Raw genomic sequence first — 21484 nt, 5'->3', positions numbered from 1 at the left:
GTAGGTCATGTCCCAACCTCCCATCGCCCGACTGCGCGCCCTGCGCTCCGTCGAACTGCTCACCCCCGCCTTCACCGAGGCCGCCGACTTCTACCAGGAGGTCTGGGGTCTGGAGACCGTCGAGTCGGAGCGCGGCACGGCCGCCTGGCTGCGCGGCACCGGCGCCGAGCACCACGCACTCCAGCTCACCCGCGCCGACCGCACCGGACTCGGCAGGATTTCCTTCGCGGTGGCCACACCCGCCGAGGTCGACGAGGCGGCGCGGCGGCTGCTCGCGCGCGGCATCACACCGGTCGCCGGGCCAGGCCCGCTCGACCAGGTCGGCGGCGGCTACGGCCTGCGCTTCACCGACCACGAGCACCGGCTCATCGAGATCAGCGCGGAGGTCGAGGCGGTCGCCCCGCGCGGCCGGGACGGCGCCGTGCCGGTCGGTGTCACGCACGCGGTCCTCAACACCACGGACATCGACGCCTCGGTCGCCTTCTACCGCGACGTCCTCGGCCTGCGCGTCTCCGACTGGTCCGAGCACCAGATGGCGTTCCTGCGCTGCAACGCCGACCACCACTGCATCGCCTTCAACCAGGCGGAGTGGGTCTCCCTCAACCACGTGGCGTACGAGATGAGTTCGGTCGACCACTTCATGCGGGGCCTCGGCCGGCTGCGGCACCACGGCGTCGTCCCGCAGTGGGGGCCAGGCCGGCACGGCCCCGGCAACAACACCTTCTCCTACTTCGCCGACCCCTCCGGGCTCGTCTGCGAGTACACGTCCGAGGTCGCGCAGATCGTCGAGGACCAGTGGATCGCACGGGTCTGGCGGCGCGTCCCGGAGCTTTCCGACCTGTGGGGGACGGCCGGGCCGCCCTCCAAGGAGATCCGCTGCCACATGGCGGGGTCGCCCGACCCCGGCCCGCTCTCCGCCCACAAGAAACTGGAGGTTCAGGCATGACGCGCGTACGCAAGGTCGGCATCGTCGGCTGGGGCGCGATCGGCCGGGTCGTCGGCACAGCGCTCGCCGAACAGCACGTGCCCGGCGCCGAGTTGACCTGTCTCGTCGACAACCGTCCGCTCGGCGAGAGCGCCCCGGCCCCGCAGGTCTCCTTCGACGAGGCCATGGAGCGCTGCGATCTCGTCGTGGAGGCGGCGGGCCAGGGTGTCGTACGCGAATGGGGCGAGCGCGTGCTCGCCTCCGGGACCGATCTCCTGATCGCCTCGACCGGCGCGCTCACCGACGATGACCTTGCCAAACGGCTCCTCGCCGCGGGGCCCGGCCGGGTGTACTTCACCGGGGGCGCGGTCGGCGGTCTCGATCTGCTCCAGGCGGTGCGCTCCCTCGGCCCGCTCGACGAGGTCGCCCTCACCACCACCAAGCTGCCGTCCACCCTCGAACAACCGTGGATGGACGAGGAGTTGCTGTCCCGCATGCGGACCGCCACCGAGCCCGTCGAGGTGATGTCCGGGACCGCGCGCGACGTCCCGGTGAAGTTCCCCAAGTCGACGAACGTCGCGGCGTCGGTCGCGCTGGCCGTCGGCGACCTGGACGCTGTGCGGGTCCGGGTCGTCGCCGACCCCGGCGCCCACCACACGCGGCACGTCGTCGAGGCGTCGGGACCGCACGGGGCGTACCGCTTCGAGGTGGCGCATCTGCCGGACCCGGGCAACCCGGCGACCAGCCAGGTCGTGCCGTACGCGGTCCTGCGCAGCCTCGCCGCGCTCGCCGGGCGTACGGGGCAGATCCTGTGACGGCCGAGCCCGTGCGCGTGCCCGTGCATGTCGAGGAGGCGGGTTCCGGCGGTCCGCTGCTGCTGTGCCTGCACGGCATCGGTTCGTCGTCCGCCGCCTTCGCACCACAGCTCGCCGAGCTGTCCGCGTACGTGCGTGTGGTGGCCTGGGATGCTCCCGGGTACGCCAAGTCACCCGATCCTGAAGGGCCGTTGGACCTGGACGGCTTCGCCGACGCGGCGGCCGAGGTGATCCGCGAGCGCGGCGCGAGCGCCCATGTGCTCGGCGTCTCGTGGGGCGGCGTGATCGCACTGCGCCTTGCCGCCCGCCACCCCGAGCTGGTCGATTCGCTGATCGTCGCTGACTCCAGCGCCGGTTCCGGGACCGATCCGGCGAAGGCCGACGGCATGCGGCAGCGGGCCGCCGAGCTCGCGGAGCTCGGGCCGCGGGCGTTCGCCGAGCGGCGCGGGCCCCGGCTCGTCTCACCGGACGCGCCGCCCGAGCTGGTCCGGCGGGTCGTCGACACCATGGCCGCGTCGGTGCGCCTGCCCGGATACGCGTACGCCGCCGAGTCCATGGCCGCGGCCGACCTGCGCACCGAAATCGCCCGGATCACCGCGCCCACCCTCGTCCTCTGCGGCGACCAGGACCGGGTCACCGGCGTCGAGGCCTCGCAGGCGATCGCCGGGTCCCTGCACAAGACCGCCTACGTGATCGTCAAGGACGCCGGTCACCTGGCCAACCAGGAGCGGCCCGGGGCCTTCAACGCCTGGGTGCTCTCCCACCTCCGCATCACCGCCCGTATCCCCGAGCAGGCCCAGGCCGCCGGGCAAGCCCACATCACTGAGTAGGAGCCTTCTCATGCCTCTGACCACCACCGAGTACGACGACGGCGGCGACCTCGGCAAGTACACCGACTCGCTGATCGCCACCAAGGAGTCCCGCGTCGCGGACTTCAGCACCCTCTCCTTCCAGGAGAAGGCGGGCCCGCAGTACCGCCGCGGGCAGATCCGTTACGTCGGCTCCGGCGCGACCGGCAACCACGAGAACGACAGCCGCATCCTGCCGTCCGGCGGCTTCACCTTCTCCAACATGCTGCTTCCGCCCGGCGCCGAGGGCCCCGAGCACACCCACCACGACGTCGAGGAGGCGTTCTTCGTCCTGGAGGGCCGGGTCAAGGTCGGCATCCACCGCGGCGCCGACGAGGTGGAGTACCGCACGCTCGGCTACCGCGACATGATCGTCGTGCCGGCCGGTGTGGCCCGCTCCCTCAAGAACGAGGGCGACACCGACGCCCTGTTCTGCGTCGTCATCGGCACGCAGAAGCCGCAGGTGCCGACCTACCCCGAGCACTCGCCGATGCACGGCGTCACCCGTGACTGACGTGCCCACGGTCGTGGTCACCGGAGCGGGCCGTGGCCTTGGCCTGGCCATGGCCCGCCGGGTGGGCGAGGACGGCTTCCGGGTCGTCGTCGCGGAGGTGGATCCCGCGCGCGGCTCGGAAGCCGTCGCAGGACTGCGGGCGGATGGGCTCGACGCGCACTTCGTGCGCTGTGATGTGGCCGACCCCGCGTCGGTCGACGAACTGGCCGCCTCCGTACGGGACTTGGGCCCGCTGTACGGCCTGGTCAACAACGCGGCGCTCGCCAACGGGGTGGGCGGCAAGGAGTTCCAGGACATCGACGTCGAGGTGTGGGACCGCCTGATGGCGGTCAACGCCCGCGGCCCCTGGCTGGTCGCCAAGGCCCTGCACCCGCTCTTCGCCTCCCCCGGCCGGATCGTGAACATCGCATCCGACGCGGCGCTCTACGGATCGCCCCGCCTCGCGCACTACATCGCCTCCAAGGGCGCGGTCATCGCGCTGACGCGGGCCATGGCGCGGGAGCTCGGCGAGAAGGGGATCACCGTGAACGCGGTGGCGCCCGGGCTCACCGAGGTCGAGGCCACCGAGACGGTACCGGCCGAGCGGCACGCCCTCTACCGGGGCAACCGGGCGATCTCCCGCCCGCAGCAGCCGGACGACATGGTCGGGCTCGTCTCCTTCCTCCTCTCCGAGGAGTCCCGCTATCTCACCGGACAAGCGGTCGCCGTCAACGGCGGCTTCACCATGCACTGACTGAACCCACTGCACTGACTGAACTGACGTACAGGAGCGATGAATCATGGATCTGGGCCTCGCCGACCGGACCGTCCTGGTCACCGGCGGCAGCTCGGGCGTCGGCCTGGCCACGGTCCGCGCCCTGCTCGACGAGGGCGCGCGGGTCGCCACCTGCGGGCGTGACGCCGAGCGGCTCGGCAAGGCCGCGGCCTCGCTGGGCGGCGGCGACCGGCTGCTCACGAGGGTGTGCGACGTACGGGACGCGGACGCCGTACGGGAGTTCACGCGGCACGCGGCGGACACGTTCGGCGCGATCGACGGGCTCGTGAACAACGCGGGCCAGTCCCGTATGAAGGGTCTGGACGAGTCGACCGCCGATGACTGGCGCGACGAGCTGGACCTGAAGTTCGCCGGGGTCCTGAACCCCCTGCACGCGGCCCGCCCGTACCTCGCGGCGTCCGGCGCGGCGAGCGTCGTGAACGTCAACGCGGTCCTGGCCAAGCAGCCCGAGCCGCGCCTGATCACCACGAGCGCGGCCCGCGCGGGCATCCTCAACCTCTCCAAGTCCCTCTCGGTGGAGCTCGCTCCCGAGGGCATCCGCGTCAACTCGGTCTGCCTGGGCCTCATCGACACCGGCCAGTGGACGCGACGCCACGCGGCCGCCGACTCCGGCCTCTCCTACGAGGACTGGCAGGCGGAGCTGGCAGCCGACCGCGGGATCGCGCTCGGCCGGCTCGGGCGGGCGGAGGAGGTCGCGTACGCGATCGTCACGCTGCTCTCGCCCCGCGCCTCGTACACCACCGGCACCAGCATCGACGTCTGCGGCGGCGTCGGCCGCTCCATCCTCTGAGGAGTTCCCCATGCACTACGCCACCGGAGGCGATCTCCTCGTCGCCGTCCTGCGCGAACTCGGCGTCGACACGGTGTTCGGCATCGTCAGCGTGCACAATCTGCCGCTGGTCGAGGCGGTCGACCGGGAGCTGCGGTTCGTCCCGGTCCGCCACGAGGCGACCGCGGTGAACGCGGCCGACGCCTACGGCCGGGCCCGCGGCTCGCTGGGCTGCGCGCTCACCTCGACGGGCACGGGCGCGGGCAACGCGGCGGGCTCGCTGGTCGAGGCGCTCAGCTCGGGCACGTCCGTCCTCCACATCACGGGCCAGGTGGAGAGCGAGTTCCTCGGCAGCGGCCGCGGCTTCATCCACGAGACCAAGGACCAGCTCGGCATGTTGCGCGCGGTCTCCGCGTACGCGGCTTCCGTCCCGTCGGCGAACGCCGCGGGCCGCATCCTGCGCGAGGCGGCCCGCGCGGCGCTGACGGATCCGGGCGGCCCGGCGAGCGTGGAGTGGCCGGTTGATCTGCAGTACGCGGCGCAGACGGATGTGGGGGGCTCGGCGGATAGGGGCTCGGCGGGCGCGGGTCCGGCAGGCACGGCGGGCGCGGGTCCGACCGACTTGGCAGGCCCGGCGGGCGCGAGTCCGACCGGCCCGGCAGGCACAGGCCCGGCCAGCCCGGCGGACGCGGGTCCGACCAGCCCGGCCAGCCCGGCGGACGCGGGTCCGACCAGCCCGGCAGACCCGGCAGGCGCGAGTCCAACCAGCCCGGCAGACCCGGCAGGCGCGAGTCCAACCAGCCCGGCAGGCACAAGCCCCGCCCGCCCGGCAGACGCGAGTCCGACCAGCCCGGCAGCCTCGGCGGACGCAAGTCCGACCAGCTCGGCAGGCACAGGCCCCGCCCGCCCGGCGGACGCGAGTCCGACCGGCCCGGCAGCCTCAGCAGGCGCGAGTCCGACCGACCCGGCAGGCACAGGCCCGGCCCGCCCGGCGGACGCCGTCCCGCCGCGCAGGCCGGCCGGCCACGTGCCCGCGTCAGCTCCCGTGCGGCCGGAAGAAGAACCGGCCGGCGCCGAGACGCTCCAGGCCACCGATCCGGCCCTCGCGACGCCCGCGCGCCAGGAAACCACCGGCTTCCCCACACCGCCCGGGCCCACCCCCGCAGGGGACCCCGCCGGAATCTCCGCCCCTGCGCACTCGCCGCTTCCGGCACCCGCTGACCGCAGGTCCGCCGCCGCACCTTCGCCGTTCGCAGCCCCGCGCCCCAGCCGCCCGCTTCCCGCCGAGGGCGAACTCGCCGCCGCCCAGGCCCTCTTGGCCTCCGCCCGGCGCCCCCTCATCTGGGCCGGTGGCGGAGCCACGCGGGCCCGCCGCGAGCTGGCCGAGCTGCTCGACGCCACCGGTGCGGGACTGCTGACCTCCAACTCCGGGCGGGGCTCCGTGCCCGAGGACCACCCGCAGGTCATCGGGAACTTCGCCACCACCCCGGCCGCCCGCGCCCTCCTCGCCGACGCCGACGTCCTGCTGACCATCGGCACGCACTTCCGGTCCAACGAGACTGCCGACTACGGCCTTGAACTGCCCGCCGCGCACATCCAGATCGACATCGACGCCGCCGCGCTCGGCCGTGTGTACCCGGCGCGGCACCCCCTGCACGGTCACGCGCCCGACGTGCTCGCGGCCCTGCTGCCGCACGCGCGACGGGCCGAGGAGAGCTGGACGCGGCGTATCACCGAGGTCCGCGAGGACGTCCGCGCCACCCTGCACGACAACATCGGCCCGCAGGCCGCGATCTGCGACGCCATCCGGGCCGCCCTGCCCCGCGAGGCCGTCGTCGCCCGCGATGTGACCATCCCCTCCAGCAGCTGGGGCAACCGGCTCCTGGAGATGTACGACCCGCGCGACAACGTCTTCCCGCGCGGCGGCGGCATCGGGCAGGGGCTCGGCATGGGCATCGGCGCGGCGCTCGCCAGGACCGACGCGCCCACCGTCGTCCTCGCCGGCGACGGCGGGCTCGCCGTCCACCTCGGGGAGCTCCTCACGCTCGCCCAGGAGCGGCCCCGGCTCACCCTGATCGTCTTCAACGACGGCGGGTACGGCGTGCTCCGCAACATGCAGGACCGCTACAGCGAGCGCCGCAGTGGCGTGGACCTCGCCACGCCCGATTTCGAACTCCTCGCCCAGGCCTGCGGGTTGGCGTACGCGCGGATCGCCGCCGAGGAGCATGCGGAGCCGGTCATCAGCCATGCCGTCGCCTCCGAAGGCCCGACCCTCGTCGAGGTCGACCTGGCCCGGCTCGGCCCGATGAAGAACCCGTTCACCCCGCCCGTCAAGATCCCCGGCCAGTGAGGAGGGCCCTGCCATGAATGAGAGCGAACTGACGCTGCTGGTGCGCCGTATGACCTGGGAGGCGGACGGAGTCCTCTCCGTCGAGCTCGCCCACCCGGACGGCAAGCCGCTGCCCGCGTGGACCCCCGGCGCGCACCTCGACGTCCACACCGGAGGCCACATACGCCAGTACAGCCTCTGCGGCGACCCGCGGAACGTATCGGCGTACCGCATCGGTGTCCTCAACGAGCCGTCGTCGCGCGGCGGTTCACGGCACGTGCACACCACGCTGCGGCCCGGCCAGACAGTGAAGGTGTCCGAACCGCGCAACCACTTCCCCCTCGACGACGCGCCGGGCTATCTGTTCATCGCGGGCGGCATCGGCGTCACCCCCCTCCTGGCGATGGCCCGCGAGACGGCACGGCGCGGGGCCGACTGGCACATGGTGTACGGCGGACGCAACCGCGACTCCATGGCGTTCACCGATGAACTGGCCGCACTGGACGGCGACTTGACCGTCGTCCCGCAGGACGAGCACGGACACATCGACCTCGCCGCGGCGCTCGACGGCTGTGCCGAAGGCACGCTCGTGTACTGCTGCGGCCCGGAGCCGCTGCTCGCCGCCGCGGAGGCGGTCTGCCCGGCCGAGCGGCTGCGCGTGGAGCGGTTCGCCGCGCCCGTCGTGGAGCGGGCCGGGGACGACTCCGCGTTCGAGGTGGAGTGCCGGGCGTCCGGGCTCACGCTCTCCGTCGGCGCCGACACCTCGATCCTGCGGGCCGCCGAGGACGCGGGCCTGAACGTCAGCAGCTCCTGCCAGGAAGGCATCTGCGGCAGCTGCGAGACCCGCGTACTCGAAGGCACACCCGACCACCGCGACTTCCTGCTCAGCGACGCCGAGCACGCGGCGAACGCCTCGATGATGATCTGCGTCTCGCGCTGCACATCGGGCCGCCGCCTCGTCCTCGACCTGTAAGACCCGTAAGACCTGTAAGACCCGTAAATCCCCCTGGAGGCACCCGTGACCACCACCTGGCCGTACCTGGACGTCCATCAGTCCCGTACCCATGAGCCGACCCCGTACGAGTACAAGCTCGCCGCCACCCTCGAAGAGGTCCTCACCAAGGACGGGCACGAACTCGCGGATGTCGTACGGGGCTTGAACGCCCGTCAGGTCCACGCGCCGGACGGCGCCCCGTGGACCGAGGAATCCTTCCGTGCCGAGATGAACCGACTGGGAGCGTGACCCCGATGACCACCCTGACCCCCCGCGTCGGCCCCGCCGCTTCCGCGGACCACATCTACGCCACCGGTCTGCGCAACCAGTGGCACCCCGTCGTCCCCTCGGACTTCGTCGCCGCCGGCGCGATGCGCAAGGTCACCGCCCTCGGCGAGCAGTGGCTGCTCTTCCGCCGCTCGGACGGCACCCTGTCGATGCTCGCGGACCGCTGCCCGCACCGCGGGGCTCCCCTGTCGCTCGGGAAACACCTCGGCGACCGGGTGGCCTGCTGGTACCACGGGGTGGAGGTCGAGACCGACGGCACCGTCTCCTCCGTACCGGGCCTGCCCGGCTGCAACCTGGAGGGCAAGAAACTCGTCACGTCACTGCCCGTGCGGGAGATCGGCGGCGCGATCCTCGCCTACTTCGGCGACGAGCGGCACCCGGAGCCGGCCGAGCTGACGCTGCCGGATCCGCTCACCGACCCCGACGTCGACGCGTTCCTCTGCTACGCGGAGTGGAACGGCCCGTGGCGGTTCGCGGTGGAGAACCTCCTCGACCCGATGCACGGCGCGTTCCTCCACCATGAGTCGCACACGATGTACGACGGCGACACCACCGCCAAGTTCCGCATCCGGGAGACGGACCGCGGCTACTTCTTCGAGAAGACCGACCAGCGGGGCGTCAACTTCGACTGGGTCGAGCTGTGCCGCACCGGCGTCGACTGGGTGGACCTGACCATCCCGTACCCGCCGTCGGCAGGACCCGGCGGCCCGTTCGGCATCGTCGGCATGGTCTGCCCGGTCGACGAGACCCGCACCGGCGTCTTCTTCTGGCGCTACCGCCGCGTCCAGGGCTGGCAGCGCGACACCTGGCGCTTCCTCTACAAGACCCTCATCGAGGAGCGCCACTGGCAGGTCCTTGAGCAGGACCGGGTGATGCTGGAGGCGATGCCCGCCGACGCGGACCAGCGCGAGAACCTCTACCAGCACGACCTGGGCGTGGTGCGGCTGCGCCGGATGTACCGCGCGGAGGCGGAGGCTCAGGCCTCTGCTCCGTGAGGTCCGTCGGAGTCCGTGATCGACCGCTCCAGCTTGGACATCAGACGGGCCAGCTGGCGGCACTCGGCAGGGGAGAGTCCGCCGAGCATCCGGCGTTCGTTGTCGAGATGCTCGGCGAACACCTCGTCGATCTTGGCGAGGCCCTCGTCCGTGAGCCGCGAGTAGACCACCCGGCGGTCGTCGGCGTCCCGCTCCCGCACGATCAGGCCGTCCTTCTCCAGACGGTCGATGCGCAGCGTCACCCCGGCCGACGAGACGAGCCCGGAGTCCGCGAGCTGTCCCGCGGTGAGCCGGTAGGGCGCCCCGGCCCTGCGCAGCGCGGTCAGCACGTCGAATCCGGCGACCGCGAGGCCGTGCCGCTCGATCGCGGTGGTGAGCCTGGTGTTGTAGCGCAGGAAGGTGCGGTGCAGCCGGGCGAGCACCTCCAAGGGCGAGGTGTCGAGCTCGGGCCGCTCCCTGGCCCAGTCCTCGATGATGGACGCGACCGCGTCCTGGTGGGCCCCCGCAGACTTCTTCACGGCCATGTGCCGTAGCCTCCCTCTCGCCCGTCCCGCGGTCAGTACGGAACGTCAGTACGGAAATCTTAGCCCTGAGAGATGTACGTATTCGCCTGACCCCCGTGCGCAAGAGCCCCAGGACACGCCATAATCGTCCGATACATCGGATGTCTTCTGTCTTGTGAGGCGAGGTCCCCATGGCTGTCACCGACGAAGCCATCGAAAAGATCAAGGGCATGATCGTCTCCGGCGCGCTGCGCCCCGGCGACCGGCTGCCCAAGGAGAGCGAACTCGCCGCCGACCTGGGCCTTTCGCGCAACTCACTGCGCGAGGCGGTGCGCGCGCTCTCCCTGATCCGCATCCTCGACGTACGACAGGGCGACGGCACCTACGTCACCAGCCTGGATCCGCAACTGCTGCTCGAAGCACTGAGCTTCGTCGTCGACTTCCACCGCGACGACACGGTCCTGGAGTTCCTCGCGGTGCGCCGCATCCTGGAGCCGGCGGCCACGGCCATGGCGAGCGTCCACATCACCGAGGCCGAACTGGACGTGCTGACCTCCCAGTTGGACGCCCTCGGCGCGGCCCCTTCGGTGGAGGAACTGGTCGCCTGCGACCTGGAGTTCCACCGGGGCATCGTGCAGTCGTCCGGCAACTCGGTGCTCTGTTCGCTCCTCGACGGTCTCTCCGGGCCCACCACCCGGGCCCGCATCTGGCGCGGCCTCACCCAGGAGGACGCCGTCAGCCGCACCCTGCACGAGCACCGGGCGATTCTCACCGCGCTGCGGGACCGTGACGCGGAGGCGGCCAGGTCGTGGGCGACGGTGCACATCGCGAGCGTGGAGCAGTGGCTGCGCTCGACGCTGTAAAGCACCTGCAAAGCCCCCGCCGCCGAGGGAGTGCGCGGCCCTCCGGCGGGGCAGTGATCCGGTCACCGAGCGGCCACAAGGGGGCTGCGGAGGGCCCCGGCGGACGCCGTAAGGTTGGGGCGTACGTAAAGGACGTCGGAAGGAGGCCTGGGTGATCGAGCTCGAGGGGGTACCCGAGCTGGTCGACCCGGTCATGGTGGCCGCGTTCGAGGGCTGGAACGACGCCGGCGACGCCGCCTCCACCGCGGTCGCGCATCTCGACAAGGAGTGGAAGGGCGAGGTCTTCGCGGCGCTGGACGCCGAGGACTACTACGACTTCCAGGTCAACCGCCCCACGGTCTTCCTGGAGGGCGGCGTTCGCAAGATCACCTGGCCGACGACCCGGCTCTCGGTGATCCGCGTGGGCGGCGACAAGCCGCGCGACCTCGTCCTGGTGCGCGGGATCGAGCCGTCGATGCGCTGGCGGTCGTTCTGCAACGAGATCCTGGGCTTCGCCCACGAGCTGGGCGTGGAGCTGGTGGTGATCATGGGCGCGCTGCTCGGCGACACCCCGCACACCCGCCCGGTGCCGGTCAGCGGCGTCACCTCCGACCCGGACCTGGCACGGACCATGGACCTGGAGGAGACGAAGTACGAGGGCCCGACGGGCATCGTCGGCATCCTCCAGGAGGCGTGCACGCACGCGGGCGTCCCGGCGGTCAGCCTCTGGGCCGCGGTGCCGCACTACGTATCGCAGCCGCCGAACCCGAAGGCCACGCTCGCGCTCCTGAACCGCCTGGAGGACCTCATCGACCTGCGGATCCCGCTGGGCGACCTCGCCGAGGACGCCCGCGCCTGGCAGGTGGGCGTGGACCAGCTCGCGGCCGAGGACAGCGAGGTCGCCGAGTACGTCCAGTCGCTCGAGGAGGCCAGGGACACGGCCGAGCTGCCGGAGGCGTCCGGCGAGGCCATCGCCCGCGAGTTCGAGCGCTATCTGCGGCGGCGCGACGGCGGCGGTCCGACGCCGGGTGAGCGCACCCGGCCGCCGAAGCCTCAGCAGCGGCCGGGGACGGACGAGGACAGCGGCGGCAGCGGCGGCACCGGCGAGGAATCCGGACCCTCTGATTCCTCCGAGGACTGAACGAGGACACGAGGACTGAACGAGCGCGGGGCGGCATCCTGAAGGATGCCGCCCCGTCGCGTTGCCCCGAACTTGGCCGGATCGCACCGTGACATCGCCTTCCGGACGAATTGCACCGGCTTCCCCGACCACCTTGATTTCAAACTCAGTTGGGGCAATGGGGGGTGGACGAGCGCGCCGGGCGGTAGCAAGGTGTGCCCCGAAGGCGCGGCCACAGCGCGCAGCACGGCACCCGCAGGACCCCGAGTACCGAAGGGAGCGGTGAAGCGATGACCGACCAGGCAGAGCCCGCGGGAGGCCCGGGAGCCAGTGGCCCTGGGCCCGACGGAGCGGGATTCACCTACCGGCCGGCCGAGCAGGAGCTGATCGTCGTCGCACGGCCCGAGGCCCGGCTGCGGGCCGGTACGCAGGGCATCCGCTCGGCGGCGGGCTCCGATGTGTCGGCCCTGAACATGTTCCTCAGCGATGAACAGCTCGCCCTGGAGCCGCTGTTCGGCAACGAGGACCGACTGCGGTCCGCCATGGAGCGGGACGGTGACGGCGGCGACGACGTACCGGATCTGGCGCTCTTCTACCGGGTCCGCGGCGGCGAGAGCCGCGCCCAGGAGCTGCGCTCGCGGATGGCGGCGCTGCCCGGGATCGACACGGCGTACGTCAAGCCGGGCGCCGTCCCCGCCTCGATCGGCGCGACGGGCAGGCCGGGACCCCCGCCGCAGCGCCAGGAGTCGTCCCCGGAGGCGGGCGAGTCCGGGCGGCGCAAGGAGGGCGCCCCCGTCACCCCCGACTTCACCGGCCGCCAGGGCTATCTGCGCCCGGCCCCCGAGGGCGTCGACGCCCACTGGGCCTGGCAGCGGCTCGGCGGTTCGGGCGAGGGCGTCACGGTGATCGACATCGAGGGCGCCTGGCAGCTCGGCCACGAGGACCTGACCTCCAAGCTCGCCGGTGTGGTCATCGGCACCCCCATCCAGGACATCGCGTGGCGCAACCACGGCACCGCCGTCATCGGCGTCATCGGCGGCGACCGCAACTACGTGGGCATCTCCGGCATCGCGCCGGAGTCGGTGACCGCGGCCGCCTCCTTCCAGCCGCTCGGCACCTCGGCCACGATCCACGCGGCGGCGGAGCGCCTGTCCCCCGGCGACATCATCCTCATCGAACTGCACCGCCCGGGACCGCGGTTCGACTTCGAGCCGCGCGACGACCAGAAGGGCTACATCGCCCTGGAGTGGTGGCCGGACGACTACGCGGCGATCCGGTACGCCACCGCGAAGGGCGTCATCGTCGTCGGCGCGGCCGGCAACGGCGCCGAGTCCCTGGACGACGCGGTGTACGAGCGCAAGCCCGACGCATTCCCCGAGTGGTGGCGCAACCCCTTCAACCCGTCCAACCGGCCTTCGGGCGCCGTCCTGGTCGGCGCGGGCGCGCCGCCGCCCGGCACCCACGGCCGCGACCACGGCCCGGACCGCTCGCGCCTCGCGTTCTCCAACTACGGGGCCCGCGTGGACGCCCAGGGCTGGGGCCGCGAGACCACCACGACCGGCGGCTTCTGGGACCGCCCCGGGGACCTCCAGGGCGGCGCCGACGAGATCGCCTGGTACACGGACACGTTCTCCGGCACCTCGTCCGCATCGCCGATCGTCGTCGGCGCCCTCGCCTGTCTGCAGGGCATGCTGAAGGCCGCCGGCCAGCAGCTGATGACCCCGGACCGGGCGCGGGCGATGCTCAGGTCGACGGGCTCTGTGCAGCAGGACGCACCGGGGCGCCCCGCGTCCCAGCGGATCGGCAACCGGCCCGACATCAAGGCGGCGGTCACGAACCTGCTGCCCTCCGCGGTGGGCTCCGGACGTGCCGAGCGCTACTGGGACGAGCTGTTGCCCTATCCGCCCGAACTCCCGCCACGGCTCCGGCTGTTCGTCGCCGGGGAGTGGCGCAACCTCAACGCCCCGTCCCCCGACATCCGCCAGGCGGTGCACGCCGCCTTCGCGGGGGGACATCCCGACGTACGGGTCTGGTTCTCCGACGACGAGGTCGTCGGCCTGGTCGTCACGGGCTGACGCACGACGCGCCGTCGGGGGCCGCAGCACCACACGCATTGCTGAAGCACCACAACCATTGAGGGAAGGTGGCACCCGCATGAGCACCACCCCGCAAATGAGTCCCATGCAGCAGCAAGGCCAGCAGTACGGACCTCAGCAGCAGTACGGCCAGCAGCCGTTCGGGCAGCAGCCGTTCGGGCAGCAGCAGTACGGCCAGCAGCCGTTCAGCCCCCAGCAGCAAGGCCAGCAGCCGTTCAGCCCCCAGCAGCAAGGCCAGCAGCAGTACGGCCAGCAGCCGGGCCTGAGCACCGCGCCGCCGCAGCAACAGCAGCAGCAGTTCGGTCAGCGGCAGTTCGGCCAGCAGATGCAGCCCGGCATCCAGGGCCAGCAGCAGATCCCGCAGCACCTGCAGCAGCAGCTCCAGCAGCTCGGCCAGCAGCAGCCGTTCCAGCAACTGCTGCAGGAGATGGGCCCCGAGCAGCAGGGCGGCCAGCAGATCCAGGTCCCGCAGGCGCAGATCCCGGAGGTCTCGACACAGGCCCTGACCGTCGGCGTCGCGCTGAACTTCCAGGACTTTGTGCAGCCGCTGCCCGGCCAGGCCGAGCTGCTGTACCTGCTCGTGGACAACGCCTGGCGCGTGTTGGTCAACCCGTTCGACGAGACGCACACGATGGTCCAGAACGCGTTCGCCTACGGGCAGCGGGTCTTCGCCTACTACGACAACGCCAACAACCCCGGCCTGATCCTCGGCGTGCTCATCACCCGCTGAGCTGATCCGGGCCGACCACGAGAACCGGCGGCGCCGGGCGACGGAGAGCACCCTCGCCCGGCGCCGTCCCCTGTCAGCTACCGGACGTACACGTGAACCTGGCTTCGGCCCAGTCCCCGTGGTCCCCGCTCTTGGAACCGTTGGTGTCGGTCACCTTCAGCTCCACGTGCCGGGCCCCGCTCACATCGACGTCCACGGGCACGGTCGCCGAGGCACCCGTCACCTTCGGCGAGGTCCACAGCACCTTGCCGTCGGCCTCTACGGAGAAGGCCACCTCTCCGTAGCCGTTGATCTCGTCGTCGATGCCCGCGTCGGCGGTGAACTTCGTGCACCGCCCGCCGGTGTAGACCTCGATCACGGAGTCGGCGTGCACGCCGATCCCCTTCTCGTACGTCTTTCCCGCGAGGGTCAGCGTGTGGCCGTCATCGGCTCCCGACTCGCCGTTGCTGCGGTCGCGTTCGGCGGGTCCGTAGCCATTGGTGGCCTTCAGCCAGGCCATGTCGCTCGCCCAGGTGTCAGCCGTCGGCGCCGGCGGCATGACGGCGACCGCGATCCGCTGTCCCGCGGTGCGGTCCTGTCCCGCCGAGCGGTAGCGGGCGCTCGCGTCGAGCGGCTGCTCACCGGGGTCGGCGTCCTTGGCCGGGGTGACGGCCACCTCGACGCGGCGGGTGGTTCCTGCGGGTACGCGGTCGGCCTTCGCGGATCCGACCGTCCAGCCCTCGGGTGCGTCGAGGGTGACCTCGACACCCGTGGCGTCCCGCGTCCCCGCCGTGACGTCGACGGCGACCTTGCCGGCGGCTCCCGCGCCGAGCTCCTGGCCCGCGGGGGCGCTCACCGCCGCGGTCGCGCCGGGCACAGCGCCGCCGACCGCGCTGGTGTCGTCCAGGTCGAGCTCGAAGGCCCGGTCGGTGCGGAGAGCAGCCGTCTTCACCTTGACGACCCCGCCCCGGTCGTCCCGGTCGTAGAACCAGCCCTGCGCCGCCTTCTCGTACGCGTCCTTCGATGCGAGCCGGGGCAGCTCCCTGCCGGAGAGTTCCACGCCGCTGGGCGCGTCCCCGGTGTGCAGCGTGAAGGCGTAAGGCCGCTTGGTCTGCTTCCCGCTGAACTCCCCCTTGCTCGCGCCGATCCGCACCCGCACGTCGCCCTTGCCCGCGCGGGGCGCGTCGACCTCGGCGCGCTGGGTGGCGTACTTGCCGTCGCGGTGCTGCCGGGTCACGCCGTCGTCCTCGTACAGCTCGAAGGAGGACGTGCCCTGCGGGTAGATGTCCCAGGCGAGCGGCGAATCGGCGGTGCGGTCCTTGTAGGACCTGATGCCGCCGGGCCACATCGGCACGGTGGCACCGCCCTTGACGAAGAGCGGCAGGGTGTCGATGGGCGCGCTGTACCCGTCGACGGTCGTCGGACCCTGATACGTACGGCCGCTCCAGTAGTCGGTCCACGTCCCCTTCGGGAGGTAGATGCCGTCCCGGACGGTGGTGTCCTTGTAGACGGGCGCCACAAGAAAGTCCTCACCCGTCAGGAACTCGTACTTGGCGGCGTCGGTGGCGGCCTTCGGGTCGTCGGGGTATTCGAGGGCCAGCGGCCGTACGGCGCCGACTCCCGTCTTCGTCGCCTCGTGCCCGTACGAGTAGAGATAGGGCAGCAGTGACTCGTGCAGCTTGAGGTACTTGCGGTTGATGGAGGTGTAGGGCTCCCCGTACCGGAAGGGCTGCTTGTCGGTGGCGGCCCAGCCGTCCATCGTCATCGTGACCGGCAGGAACGACTTCCACTGCAGATCACGCGCGTACGTCTTGGCGCTGCCGCCGAAGATGCCGTCCACGTCACCCGTCGTGTAGGCGAGGCCGGACATGGTCGCGCCCGCGTACGTGGGGATCTGCCAGCGGATGTACTCCCAGCTGCCGCTCTGGTCGCCGGACCACTGCACCCCGCAGCGCTGGGCGCCCGACCAGCTCTCCGGGGCCCAAGTGAAGCCCCGCGCATCGCTGTTGTCCTCGATCCCCTTGTACGCGTCCTTGCAGCCGTCGAGCGCCTTCTTGTAACCGTCGCCGACCCAGGCGACGTCGAGCTTGGCGACGCGCTGGCCCGCCTTGACCTGGTCGGCGATCTGGTCGATGCCGTCCTCGGTCCACAGACCGAGCTGCATATCGCGGTCCTGGAGGCCCTCGGCGGTCTCGGCGAGGTCTTCGTAGCCGCAGCCGTAGCCGTCGTTGACGAGCATCCAGCCGCCCGGCATGTCGTGCTTCAGATACTCGTCGGCGACCTTCAGGGAGTCCAGGGTGTGCCGTTCCCCCTGGTTGGCGTTGTGGAGATAGCAGTCGGCGTCACCGATCTCCAGCCCATAGACGGGCGGCAGGAAGGGCTTCCCGGTGAGCTTCGTGTACTGCCCGATGACGTCCTTGGCGGCGTCGCCGCCGCGGCCCGCGAAGTAGTAGGCGTCGAAGCGCTGTTCCTTGGCGGTGGCCGTCACCGGCTCGGCGAAGTCGTAGGTGTTGGGCGCGTACGTATTACGGAAGACGCCATACCCCTCCGAAGACAGGTAGAAGGGCACGGAGTTGGGGTGCCCGCCGTCGTCCCAGTTGTAGTCGACGCTCACCTCGACCTTCTTGCCGCGGTGCGAGGTGTTGCCGCGCCCGTTCTGCATCCCGGCGCCGTAGAACTGCTCGTCGGCGCCGCGCGCCAGGCTCTGCGTGGTGGCGTCCTTCGTCCAGGACAGCCCCTTGGACTCGGCCCAGATCTCGGTCCCGTCGGCGCGGTGGAGCGCGAACCGGAGGGGCGACTTGTAGGCGCGCAGGGTCACTTCGGAGGTGCTCAGTTCGTAGCGGTCGCCCTTGTCGGCCCACTTGGTGCTCGGCGGCTCGCCCTGCGGAAGGACGATGTCCTTGCCGGTCGGGTCGGTGAAGTCGCCCTCGGGGGCGAGTTCGAGCCGGAACGTCTCCTTCGATACGAAGCTGACGCGGGCCTCGGCCTTGCCCGCGCCGATCCGGTAGACGGACTCGTCGGCGGCGAAGTCCGTGACGTCCCCGACGGTGGTCGCGGGCTCGTCGGCGGCCCGCGCGGCAGCGCCGCCGGGTCCGGCGAACGCCGCGAGGAGTCCTAGCAGGGCGGCGGCGAGCGCCGCCCGTCTGAAGCGAGTGGGTGATCTCATGGCGGAGGTCTAGCGCTTCAACGGCCGCCGCGGCCATGGACTTTGATGGGCCGCTCCTGGATTTCCGGAGCGGCCCATGCGATGAAACCGGTGATCAGGTGACCCGGTGGTTTACAGGGCCACGCCAAGCAGTGCGTCGACGGCACGCGATACGACGCCGGGGGCGCCCTCGTCCGTACCGCCGTCGGCGTCCTGGCGGGCGGCCCAGCGGTCGACGGCGGCGAGCGCCGTCGGTGCGTCCAGGTCGTTCGCGAGGGCCTCGCGGATCTCCTCGACCAGCGCGTCGGCCGACGGCCCGTCGGGGCGGGAGACGGCGGCGCGCCAGCGCCCGAGGCGCTCGACGGCGTCCCGCAGGACGTCGTCGGTCCACTCCCAGTCCGCGCGGTAGTGGTGCGCGAGCAGGGAGAGGCGGATGGCGGCCGGGTCGGTCCCGTCCCGCCGCAGCTTCGACACGAAGACGAGGTTGCCCTTGGACTTGGACATCTTCGCGCCGTCCAGGGCGACCATGCCGGCGTGCACGTACGCCTTGGCGAACGGGTGCTCGCCGGTCAGGACCTGCGCGTGCGAGGCGCCCATCTCGTGGTGCGGGAAGGCGAGATCCGATCCGCCGCCCTGCACGTCGAAGCCCATCCCCAGGTGGTCGAGGGCGATGGCCACACACTCGATGTGCCAGCCGGGCCGGCCGCGGCCGAGCGAGGCCCCGTCCCAGCTCGGCTCGCCCTCACGGGCGGCCATCCAGAGCATCGGGTCGAGCGGGTCCTTCTTGCCGGGGCGCTCCGGGTCGCCGCCGCGCTCGGCGGAGAGCAGTTTCATCGCGGCACGGTCGAGGCCGGAGACCTCGCCGAAGTGGGCGTCGGACTCGACGGAGAAGTAGACGTCCCCCTCCAGCTCATAGGCCGCGCCCATGTCACGGAGCCGTTCGACGAGCGGCACGATGCCGGGTATCGCCTCGACGGCTCCGATGTAGTGCTGGGGCGGCAGGAGCCGCAGCGCGGTCATGTCCTCGCGGAACAGCGCGGTCTCGCCCTCGGCGAGCTCGACCCAGTCCTTGCCGTCGCGGTTCGCGCGTTCGAGGAGCGGGTCGTCCACGTCGGTCACGTTCTGGACGTAATGAACCTGCCGCTTGGTGTCGAGCCACACGCGCTGCACAAGGTCGAACGCGTTGTAGGTCGCCGCGTGACCCATGTGGGTCGCGTCGTACGGAGTGATGCCGCAGACGTAGATACGGGCGACGGGACCGGGGTCAAGGGTGACAAGACCGCCGGTCGCGGTGTCGTGGATCCGGAGGTCGCGGCCCTTGCCAGGAAGGGCGGGGACCTCAGAAGCGGGCCAGGCATGCATGCCATGAGCCTAACCGGACGGGCCATCCGTATACGAGCGGGGATCAAGGTTTATCCGGGCCTTCGCCGGCGGAGGCGCCTCTGCGGGCCGACTGCACCGCCGCTGCGCGGCGGATCTTTCCCTCCCACCCACCCGATTACCCCGCACCACGGGCACCCCGCCGCTCCGCGGCGACCTCCCCGCCGCGGAGCGGCGGGACAGCTCGGAGACGGCCCGCAGACGAAGGGCAGGGGGATCAGACCGGGGGCCAGGGAATCGCCGGCCACTCCCCGCTCGGCGCGGGATACAGGCCAGAGGCCAGCAAGGCGTCCACCCGCGCGCGGAGCGCGTCCACCTCAGCCCCAGTGATCAGCTTGCCCAGCCGGAGGCACAGCGGCTGAGTCGCCTCCAGCGCGCCCCGCAGGGAGCGGAGAATCTCCACCGCCTCGGCGGCCAGCGGCTCCCCCGCCCACCCCCACAACAGCGTCCGCAGCTTGTCCTCGGCGTTGAACGTGACCCCGTGGTCGATCCCGTACAACCGCCCCCCGGAAGCGACCAGCAGATGCCCGCCCTTGCGATCCGCGTTGTTGATCACCGCGTCGAGCACGGCAAGCCGCCGCAGCCGCACATCGTCCGCGTGGACGAGCAGCGCGGTCCGCCCCTCCCCCACATCGGCGAACCCGATCGCCTTCCAGCCCTCCCCCGGCTCCTCGCCCTCGACGAGGGCAAGCAGCTCCGCGGAGTCGGCCTCCGCCTCGGAGCCCTCGATCCACAGCTGGCACATGCCCTCGCCGTGCGGCCCGTCCCGCAGGACGGTCGGCGGCACAAGACCCCACCCCGTCGCCTCGGAGACCTCGTACGCCGCCACCTCGCGCTGCGCGAGGGTCCCGTCGGGAAAGTCCCACAGGGGCCGCTCCCCGGCGACGGGCTTGTAGACGCAGGCCGCCGTCTCGCCCTCGTACGCGACCGTGCAGTACAGCACCGCGTTCGACGCCTCCCGGATCTGCCCGCGCACGGTCAGCTCCCCGCGGGTGAGCAGCTCCATGGCGTCGGCGCCGGAGGCCGGACTCACGCGCCCCGCCGGTATCCGTTCTGGCGCGGGCATACGTGTCCTTCCGGGTCGAGCGGCAGGCTGCACAGCGGGCACGGCGGCCGCCCCGCGTTCACGACGTCGAGGGCGCGCTTGGCGAAGGCACGGGCCTGCGCGCCGGTGAGCCGGACGCGCAGCATCGGCGGCCCGTTCTCCTCGTCCTGCAGAAGCCTTTCCTCGGCCTCGGCGAGATCCTCGTCCGATTCAGCGTCCAGCTCCACCAGAGCCTGCGCCTCGACGATCATCCGCTCCTCGTCGCCGTCCCAGGCGAGCGCCATCGTGCCGACCCGGAACTCCTCCTCGACGGGCGAGTCCAGGGGCGCGCTGTCACTGACCTCGCTGGGCGCGACGGCCGGCACAGGGGCGTTGCCGCCGCTGCGGCGCACGACCTCGTCGAGCAGCTCCTCCATGCGTTCGGCGAGCGCGGCCACTTGGGTCTTCTCCAGGGCGACGCTGGTCACCCGGGCTCCGGCGGTGGCCTGGAGGAAGAAGGTACGCCGACCGGGGAGCCCGACCGTTCCGGCCACGAAGCGTTCCGGCGGGTCGTAGAGGAACACCTGACGCGACACGTCCTGTCTCCATTGGGATCGACTGCGATGGATCACTTGCGGTGGTGCGGCGTGACCTCTGCACCCTACTGCGGCGGACGATCACGGTGCTCCCGCATCGCCACCCACCGCCGCGTCGCCCCCGGCGGGCGCCTCGCGGGGCGCGAGCGACCCGAAGTCACCGGTGTCGCCCAGACGTACGAGGAACGGGCGAAGGCGTGTGTACCGGATGGCGGTGACGGAACAGGGCTCTACGGAGATGCGCTGGAAGAGGTCGAGGTGGAGCCCGATGGCGTCGGCGATCAGGGACTTGATGATGTCGCCGTGCGAGCACATCAGATACACCGCGTCCGCGCCGTGATCGCGCTCCACGCGCGCGTTCCACTCGCGTACCGCCTCGGCGGCGCGCGTCTGCATGGCCCGCATGGACTCGCCGCCGGGGAAGGCGGCCGCCGACGGATGCTGCTGCACGACCTCCATGAGCGGTTCGTCGGACAGCTCGGCGAGCTTGCGGCCCGACCAGTCTCCGTAGTGGCACTCCCCGATGCGGTCGTCGGTGTGCGACCGCAGTCCCGGCCGCGCGGCGAGCAGCGGTGCGACGGTCTCCTGGCAGCGCTGCAGCGGGCTCGTGACGACTTCGGCGAGCGGCAGGTCCGCGAGGCGTCCGGGGAGCGCGGCGGCCTGCGCGGCGCCGCGCTCGTCCAGGGCCACGCCGGGGGTCCACCCGGCGAGCAGGCCCGCGGTGTTGGCGGTGGATCGTCCGTGCCGGACGAGGATCAGCGTGGGCATGCGGGCCAGCCTAAGCCGCCGACGGGGTGCGCCCCGAGCGGAGGTTCGG

Annotated in this window: 20 protein-coding genes; 14 read left to right on the top strand and 6 right to left on the bottom strand. The window is 71.9% G+C overall.

Translation table 11 applies throughout. The annotated features are described in order from the left end of the window. Window positions 1-7: 7 nt before the first annotated feature. Genes OG453_RS17495 through OG453_RS17450 form a run of 10 tightly spaced genes read left to right on the top strand, consistent with a single transcriptional unit; the run spans window position 8 to window position 9252 of the window. Window positions 8-946: a VOC family protein gene (locus OG453_RS17495; RefSeq protein ID WP_266868821.1), complete on the top strand. Its 939-nt coding sequence runs from the start codon at window positions 8-10 to the stop codon at window positions 944-946. Beyond that, a complete protein-coding gene (locus OG453_RS17490) occupies window positions 943-1740 on the top strand; it encodes an aspartate dehydrogenase domain-containing protein (RefSeq protein WP_266868820.1) in 798 nt (265 codons plus the stop codon). The genes OG453_RS17495 and OG453_RS17490 overlap by 4 nt, the downstream gene beginning before the upstream one ends. Further along, window positions 1737-2570 carry an alpha/beta fold hydrolase gene (locus OG453_RS17485; protein ID WP_266868819.1) on the top strand — a complete coding sequence of 278 codons (834 nt, stop codon included), beginning with the start codon at window positions 1737-1739 and terminating at the stop codon, window positions 2568-2570. The genes OG453_RS17490 and OG453_RS17485 overlap by 4 nt, the downstream gene beginning before the upstream one ends. 10 nt (window positions 2571-2580) lie before the next feature. Then, a complete protein-coding gene (locus OG453_RS17480) occupies window positions 2581-3102 on the top strand; it encodes a cupin domain-containing protein (RefSeq protein ID WP_266868818.1) in 522 nt (173 codons plus the stop codon). Then, window positions 3095-3835 (top strand): SDR family oxidoreductase, encoded by a 741-nt coding sequence (locus OG453_RS17475; protein ID WP_266868816.1) that lies wholly within the window; start codon window positions 3095-3097, stop codon window positions 3833-3835. The genes OG453_RS17480 and OG453_RS17475 overlap by 8 nt, the downstream gene beginning before the upstream one ends. Before the next feature lie 46 nt (window positions 3836-3881). After that, on the top strand, window positions 3882-4667 hold the full coding sequence (locus OG453_RS17470; protein ID WP_266868815.1) for an SDR family oxidoreductase: 786 nt from the start codon (window positions 3882-3884) through the stop codon (window positions 4665-4667). Between the two features lie 10 nt (window positions 4668-4677). Next, window positions 4678-6996 (top strand): thiamine pyrophosphate-binding protein, encoded by a 2319-nt coding sequence (locus OG453_RS17465; protein ID WP_266868814.1) that lies wholly within the window; start codon window positions 4678-4680, stop codon window positions 6994-6996. Between the two features lie 13 nt (window positions 6997-7009). Beyond that, entirely contained in the window at window positions 7010-7948 is a 939-nt protein-coding gene (locus OG453_RS17460) for a PDR/VanB family oxidoreductase (RefSeq protein WP_266868813.1), read from the top strand. A 45-nt stretch (window positions 7949-7993) separates the two neighbouring features. Continuing rightward, window positions 7994-8218 carry a recombinase-like helix-turn-helix domain-containing protein gene (locus OG453_RS17455; protein ID WP_266868812.1) on the top strand — a complete coding sequence of 75 codons (225 nt, stop codon included), beginning with the start codon at window positions 7994-7996 and terminating at the stop codon, window positions 8216-8218. Between the two features lie 5 nt (window positions 8219-8223). Then, window positions 8224-9252 carry an aromatic ring-hydroxylating dioxygenase subunit alpha gene (locus tag OG453_RS17450; RefSeq protein ID WP_266868811.1) on the top strand — a complete coding sequence of 343 codons (1029 nt, stop codon included), beginning with the start codon at window positions 8224-8226 and terminating at the stop codon, window positions 9250-9252. On the opposite strand, the gene OG453_RS17445 is transcribed toward OG453_RS17450, so the two are convergent. After that, entirely contained in the window at window positions 9234-9776 is a 543-nt protein-coding gene (locus OG453_RS17445) for a MarR family winged helix-turn-helix transcriptional regulator (protein ID WP_266868810.1), read from the bottom strand. The two genes, OG453_RS17450 and OG453_RS17445, sit on opposite strands and share 19 nt — an antisense overlap. Before the next feature lie 170 nt (window positions 9777-9946). On the opposite strand from OG453_RS17445, the gene OG453_RS17440 reads away from it, so the two are divergent. The 4 genes from OG453_RS17440 to OG453_RS17425 all read left to right on the top strand — a co-directional run bounded on the left by OG453_RS17440 (window position 9947) and on the right by OG453_RS17425 (window position 14543). Further along, window positions 9947-10618: a FadR/GntR family transcriptional regulator gene (locus OG453_RS17440; RefSeq protein ID WP_249590945.1), complete on the top strand. Its 672-nt coding sequence runs from the start codon at window positions 9947-9949 to the stop codon at window positions 10616-10618. 151 nt (window positions 10619-10769) lie between these two features. Beyond that, window positions 10770-11738 carry a PAC2 family protein gene (locus tag OG453_RS17435; protein WP_266868808.1) on the top strand — a complete coding sequence of 323 codons (969 nt, stop codon included), beginning with the start codon at window positions 10770-10772 and terminating at the stop codon, window positions 11736-11738. A 269-nt stretch (window positions 11739-12007) separates the two neighbouring features. After that, entirely contained in the window at window positions 12008-13792 is a 1785-nt protein-coding gene (locus OG453_RS17430; RefSeq protein WP_266868807.1) for a S8 family peptidase, read from the top strand. A gap of 79 nt (window positions 13793-13871) precedes the next feature. After that, window positions 13872-14543: a hypothetical protein gene (locus tag OG453_RS17425; RefSeq protein WP_266868806.1), complete on the top strand. Its 672-nt coding sequence runs from the start codon at window positions 13872-13874 to the stop codon at window positions 14541-14543. Window positions 14544-14616: 73 nt separating this feature from the next. Here OG453_RS17425 and OG453_RS17420 read toward each other — a convergent pair whose 3' ends face one another. The 5 genes from OG453_RS17420 to OG453_RS17400 all read right to left on the bottom strand — a co-directional run bounded on the left by OG453_RS17420 (window position 14617) and on the right by OG453_RS17400 (window position 21435). Next, window positions 14617-17688: an NPCBM/NEW2 domain-containing protein gene (locus OG453_RS17420; protein WP_266868804.1), complete on the bottom strand. Its 3072-nt coding sequence runs from the start codon at window positions 17686-17688 to the stop codon at window positions 14617-14619. A gap of 111 nt (window positions 17689-17799) precedes the next feature. Then, a complete protein-coding gene (mshC, locus tag OG453_RS17415; RefSeq protein ID WP_266868803.1) occupies window positions 17800-19029 on the bottom strand; it encodes a cysteine--1-D-myo-inosityl 2-amino-2-deoxy-alpha-D-glucopyranoside ligase in 1230 nt (409 codons plus the stop codon). A 235-nt stretch (window positions 19030-19264) separates the two neighbouring features. Continuing rightward, a complete protein-coding gene (locus OG453_RS17410) occupies window positions 19265-20113 on the bottom strand; it encodes an SCO1664 family protein (RefSeq protein ID WP_266868802.1) in 849 nt (282 codons plus the stop codon). After that, window positions 20077-20667, bottom strand: a complete 591-nt coding sequence (locus OG453_RS17405; protein WP_266868801.1) for a DUF3090 domain-containing protein — start codon at window positions 20665-20667, stop codon at window positions 20077-20079. Before OG453_RS17405 ends, OG453_RS17410 begins: the two co-directional genes overlap by 37 nt. An 81-nt stretch (window positions 20668-20748) precedes the next feature. Then, complete coding sequence (locus tag OG453_RS17400) at window positions 20749-21435, bottom strand: histidine phosphatase family protein (protein ID WP_266868800.1); 687 nt, start codon at window positions 21433-21435, stop codon at window positions 20749-20751. Window positions 21436-21484 lie beyond the last annotated feature (49 nt).

It is taken from the genome of Streptomyces sp. NBC_01381 (assembly GCF_026340305.1).
Lineage (GTDB): Bacteria > Actinomycetota > Actinomycetes > Streptomycetales > Streptomycetaceae > Streptomyces.
The sequence above is the reverse complement of the archived record's forward strand: the minus strand, read 5'-3'. Positions and strand labels throughout refer to the sequence as shown.

Coding starts and splice junctions, on each gene's coding strand:
- mshC (WP_266868803.1), bottom strand. CDS start 19,029: ATGCATGCCTGGCCCGCTTCTGAGGTCCCCGCCCTTCCTGGCAAGGGC.
- OG453_RS17480 (WP_266868818.1), top strand. CDS start 2,581: ATGCCTCTGACCACCACCGAGTACGACGACGGCGGCGACCTCGGCAAG.
- OG453_RS17460 (WP_266868813.1), top strand. CDS start 7,010: ATGAATGAGAGCGAACTGACGCTGCTGGTGCGCCGTATGACCTGGGAG.
- OG453_RS17495 (WP_266868821.1), top strand. CDS start 8: ATGTCCCAACCTCCCATCGCCCGACTGCGCGCCCTGCGCTCCGTCGAA.
- OG453_RS17440 (WP_249590945.1), top strand. CDS start 9,947: ATGGCTGTCACCGACGAAGCCATCGAAAAGATCAAGGGCATGATCGTC.
- OG453_RS17400 (WP_266868800.1), bottom strand. CDS start 21,435: ATGCCCACGCTGATCCTCGTCCGGCACGGACGATCCACCGCCAACACC.
- OG453_RS17490 (WP_266868820.1), top strand. CDS start 943: ATGACGCGCGTACGCAAGGTCGGCATCGTCGGCTGGGGCGCGATCGGC.
- OG453_RS17450 (WP_266868811.1), top strand. CDS start 8,224: ATGACCACCCTGACCCCCCGCGTCGGCCCCGCCGCTTCCGCGGACCAC.
- OG453_RS17420 (WP_266868804.1), bottom strand. CDS start 17,688: ATGAGATCACCCACTCGCTTCAGACGGGCGGCGCTCGCCGCCGCCCTG.
- OG453_RS17445 (WP_266868810.1), bottom strand. CDS start 9,776: ATGGCCGTGAAGAAGTCTGCGGGGGCCCACCAGGACGCGGTCGCGTCC.
- OG453_RS17410 (WP_266868802.1), bottom strand. CDS start 20,113: ATGCCCGCGCCAGAACGGATACCGGCGGGGCGCGTGAGTCCGGCCTCC.
- OG453_RS17465 (WP_266868814.1), top strand. CDS start 4,678: ATGCACTACGCCACCGGAGGCGATCTCCTCGTCGCCGTCCTGCGCGAA.
- OG453_RS17430 (WP_266868807.1), top strand. CDS start 12,008: ATGACCGACCAGGCAGAGCCCGCGGGAGGCCCGGGAGCCAGTGGCCCT.
- OG453_RS17425 (WP_266868806.1), top strand. CDS start 13,872: ATGAGCACCACCCCGCAAATGAGTCCCATGCAGCAGCAAGGCCAGCAG.
- OG453_RS17470 (WP_266868815.1), top strand. CDS start 3,882: ATGGATCTGGGCCTCGCCGACCGGACCGTCCTGGTCACCGGCGGCAGC.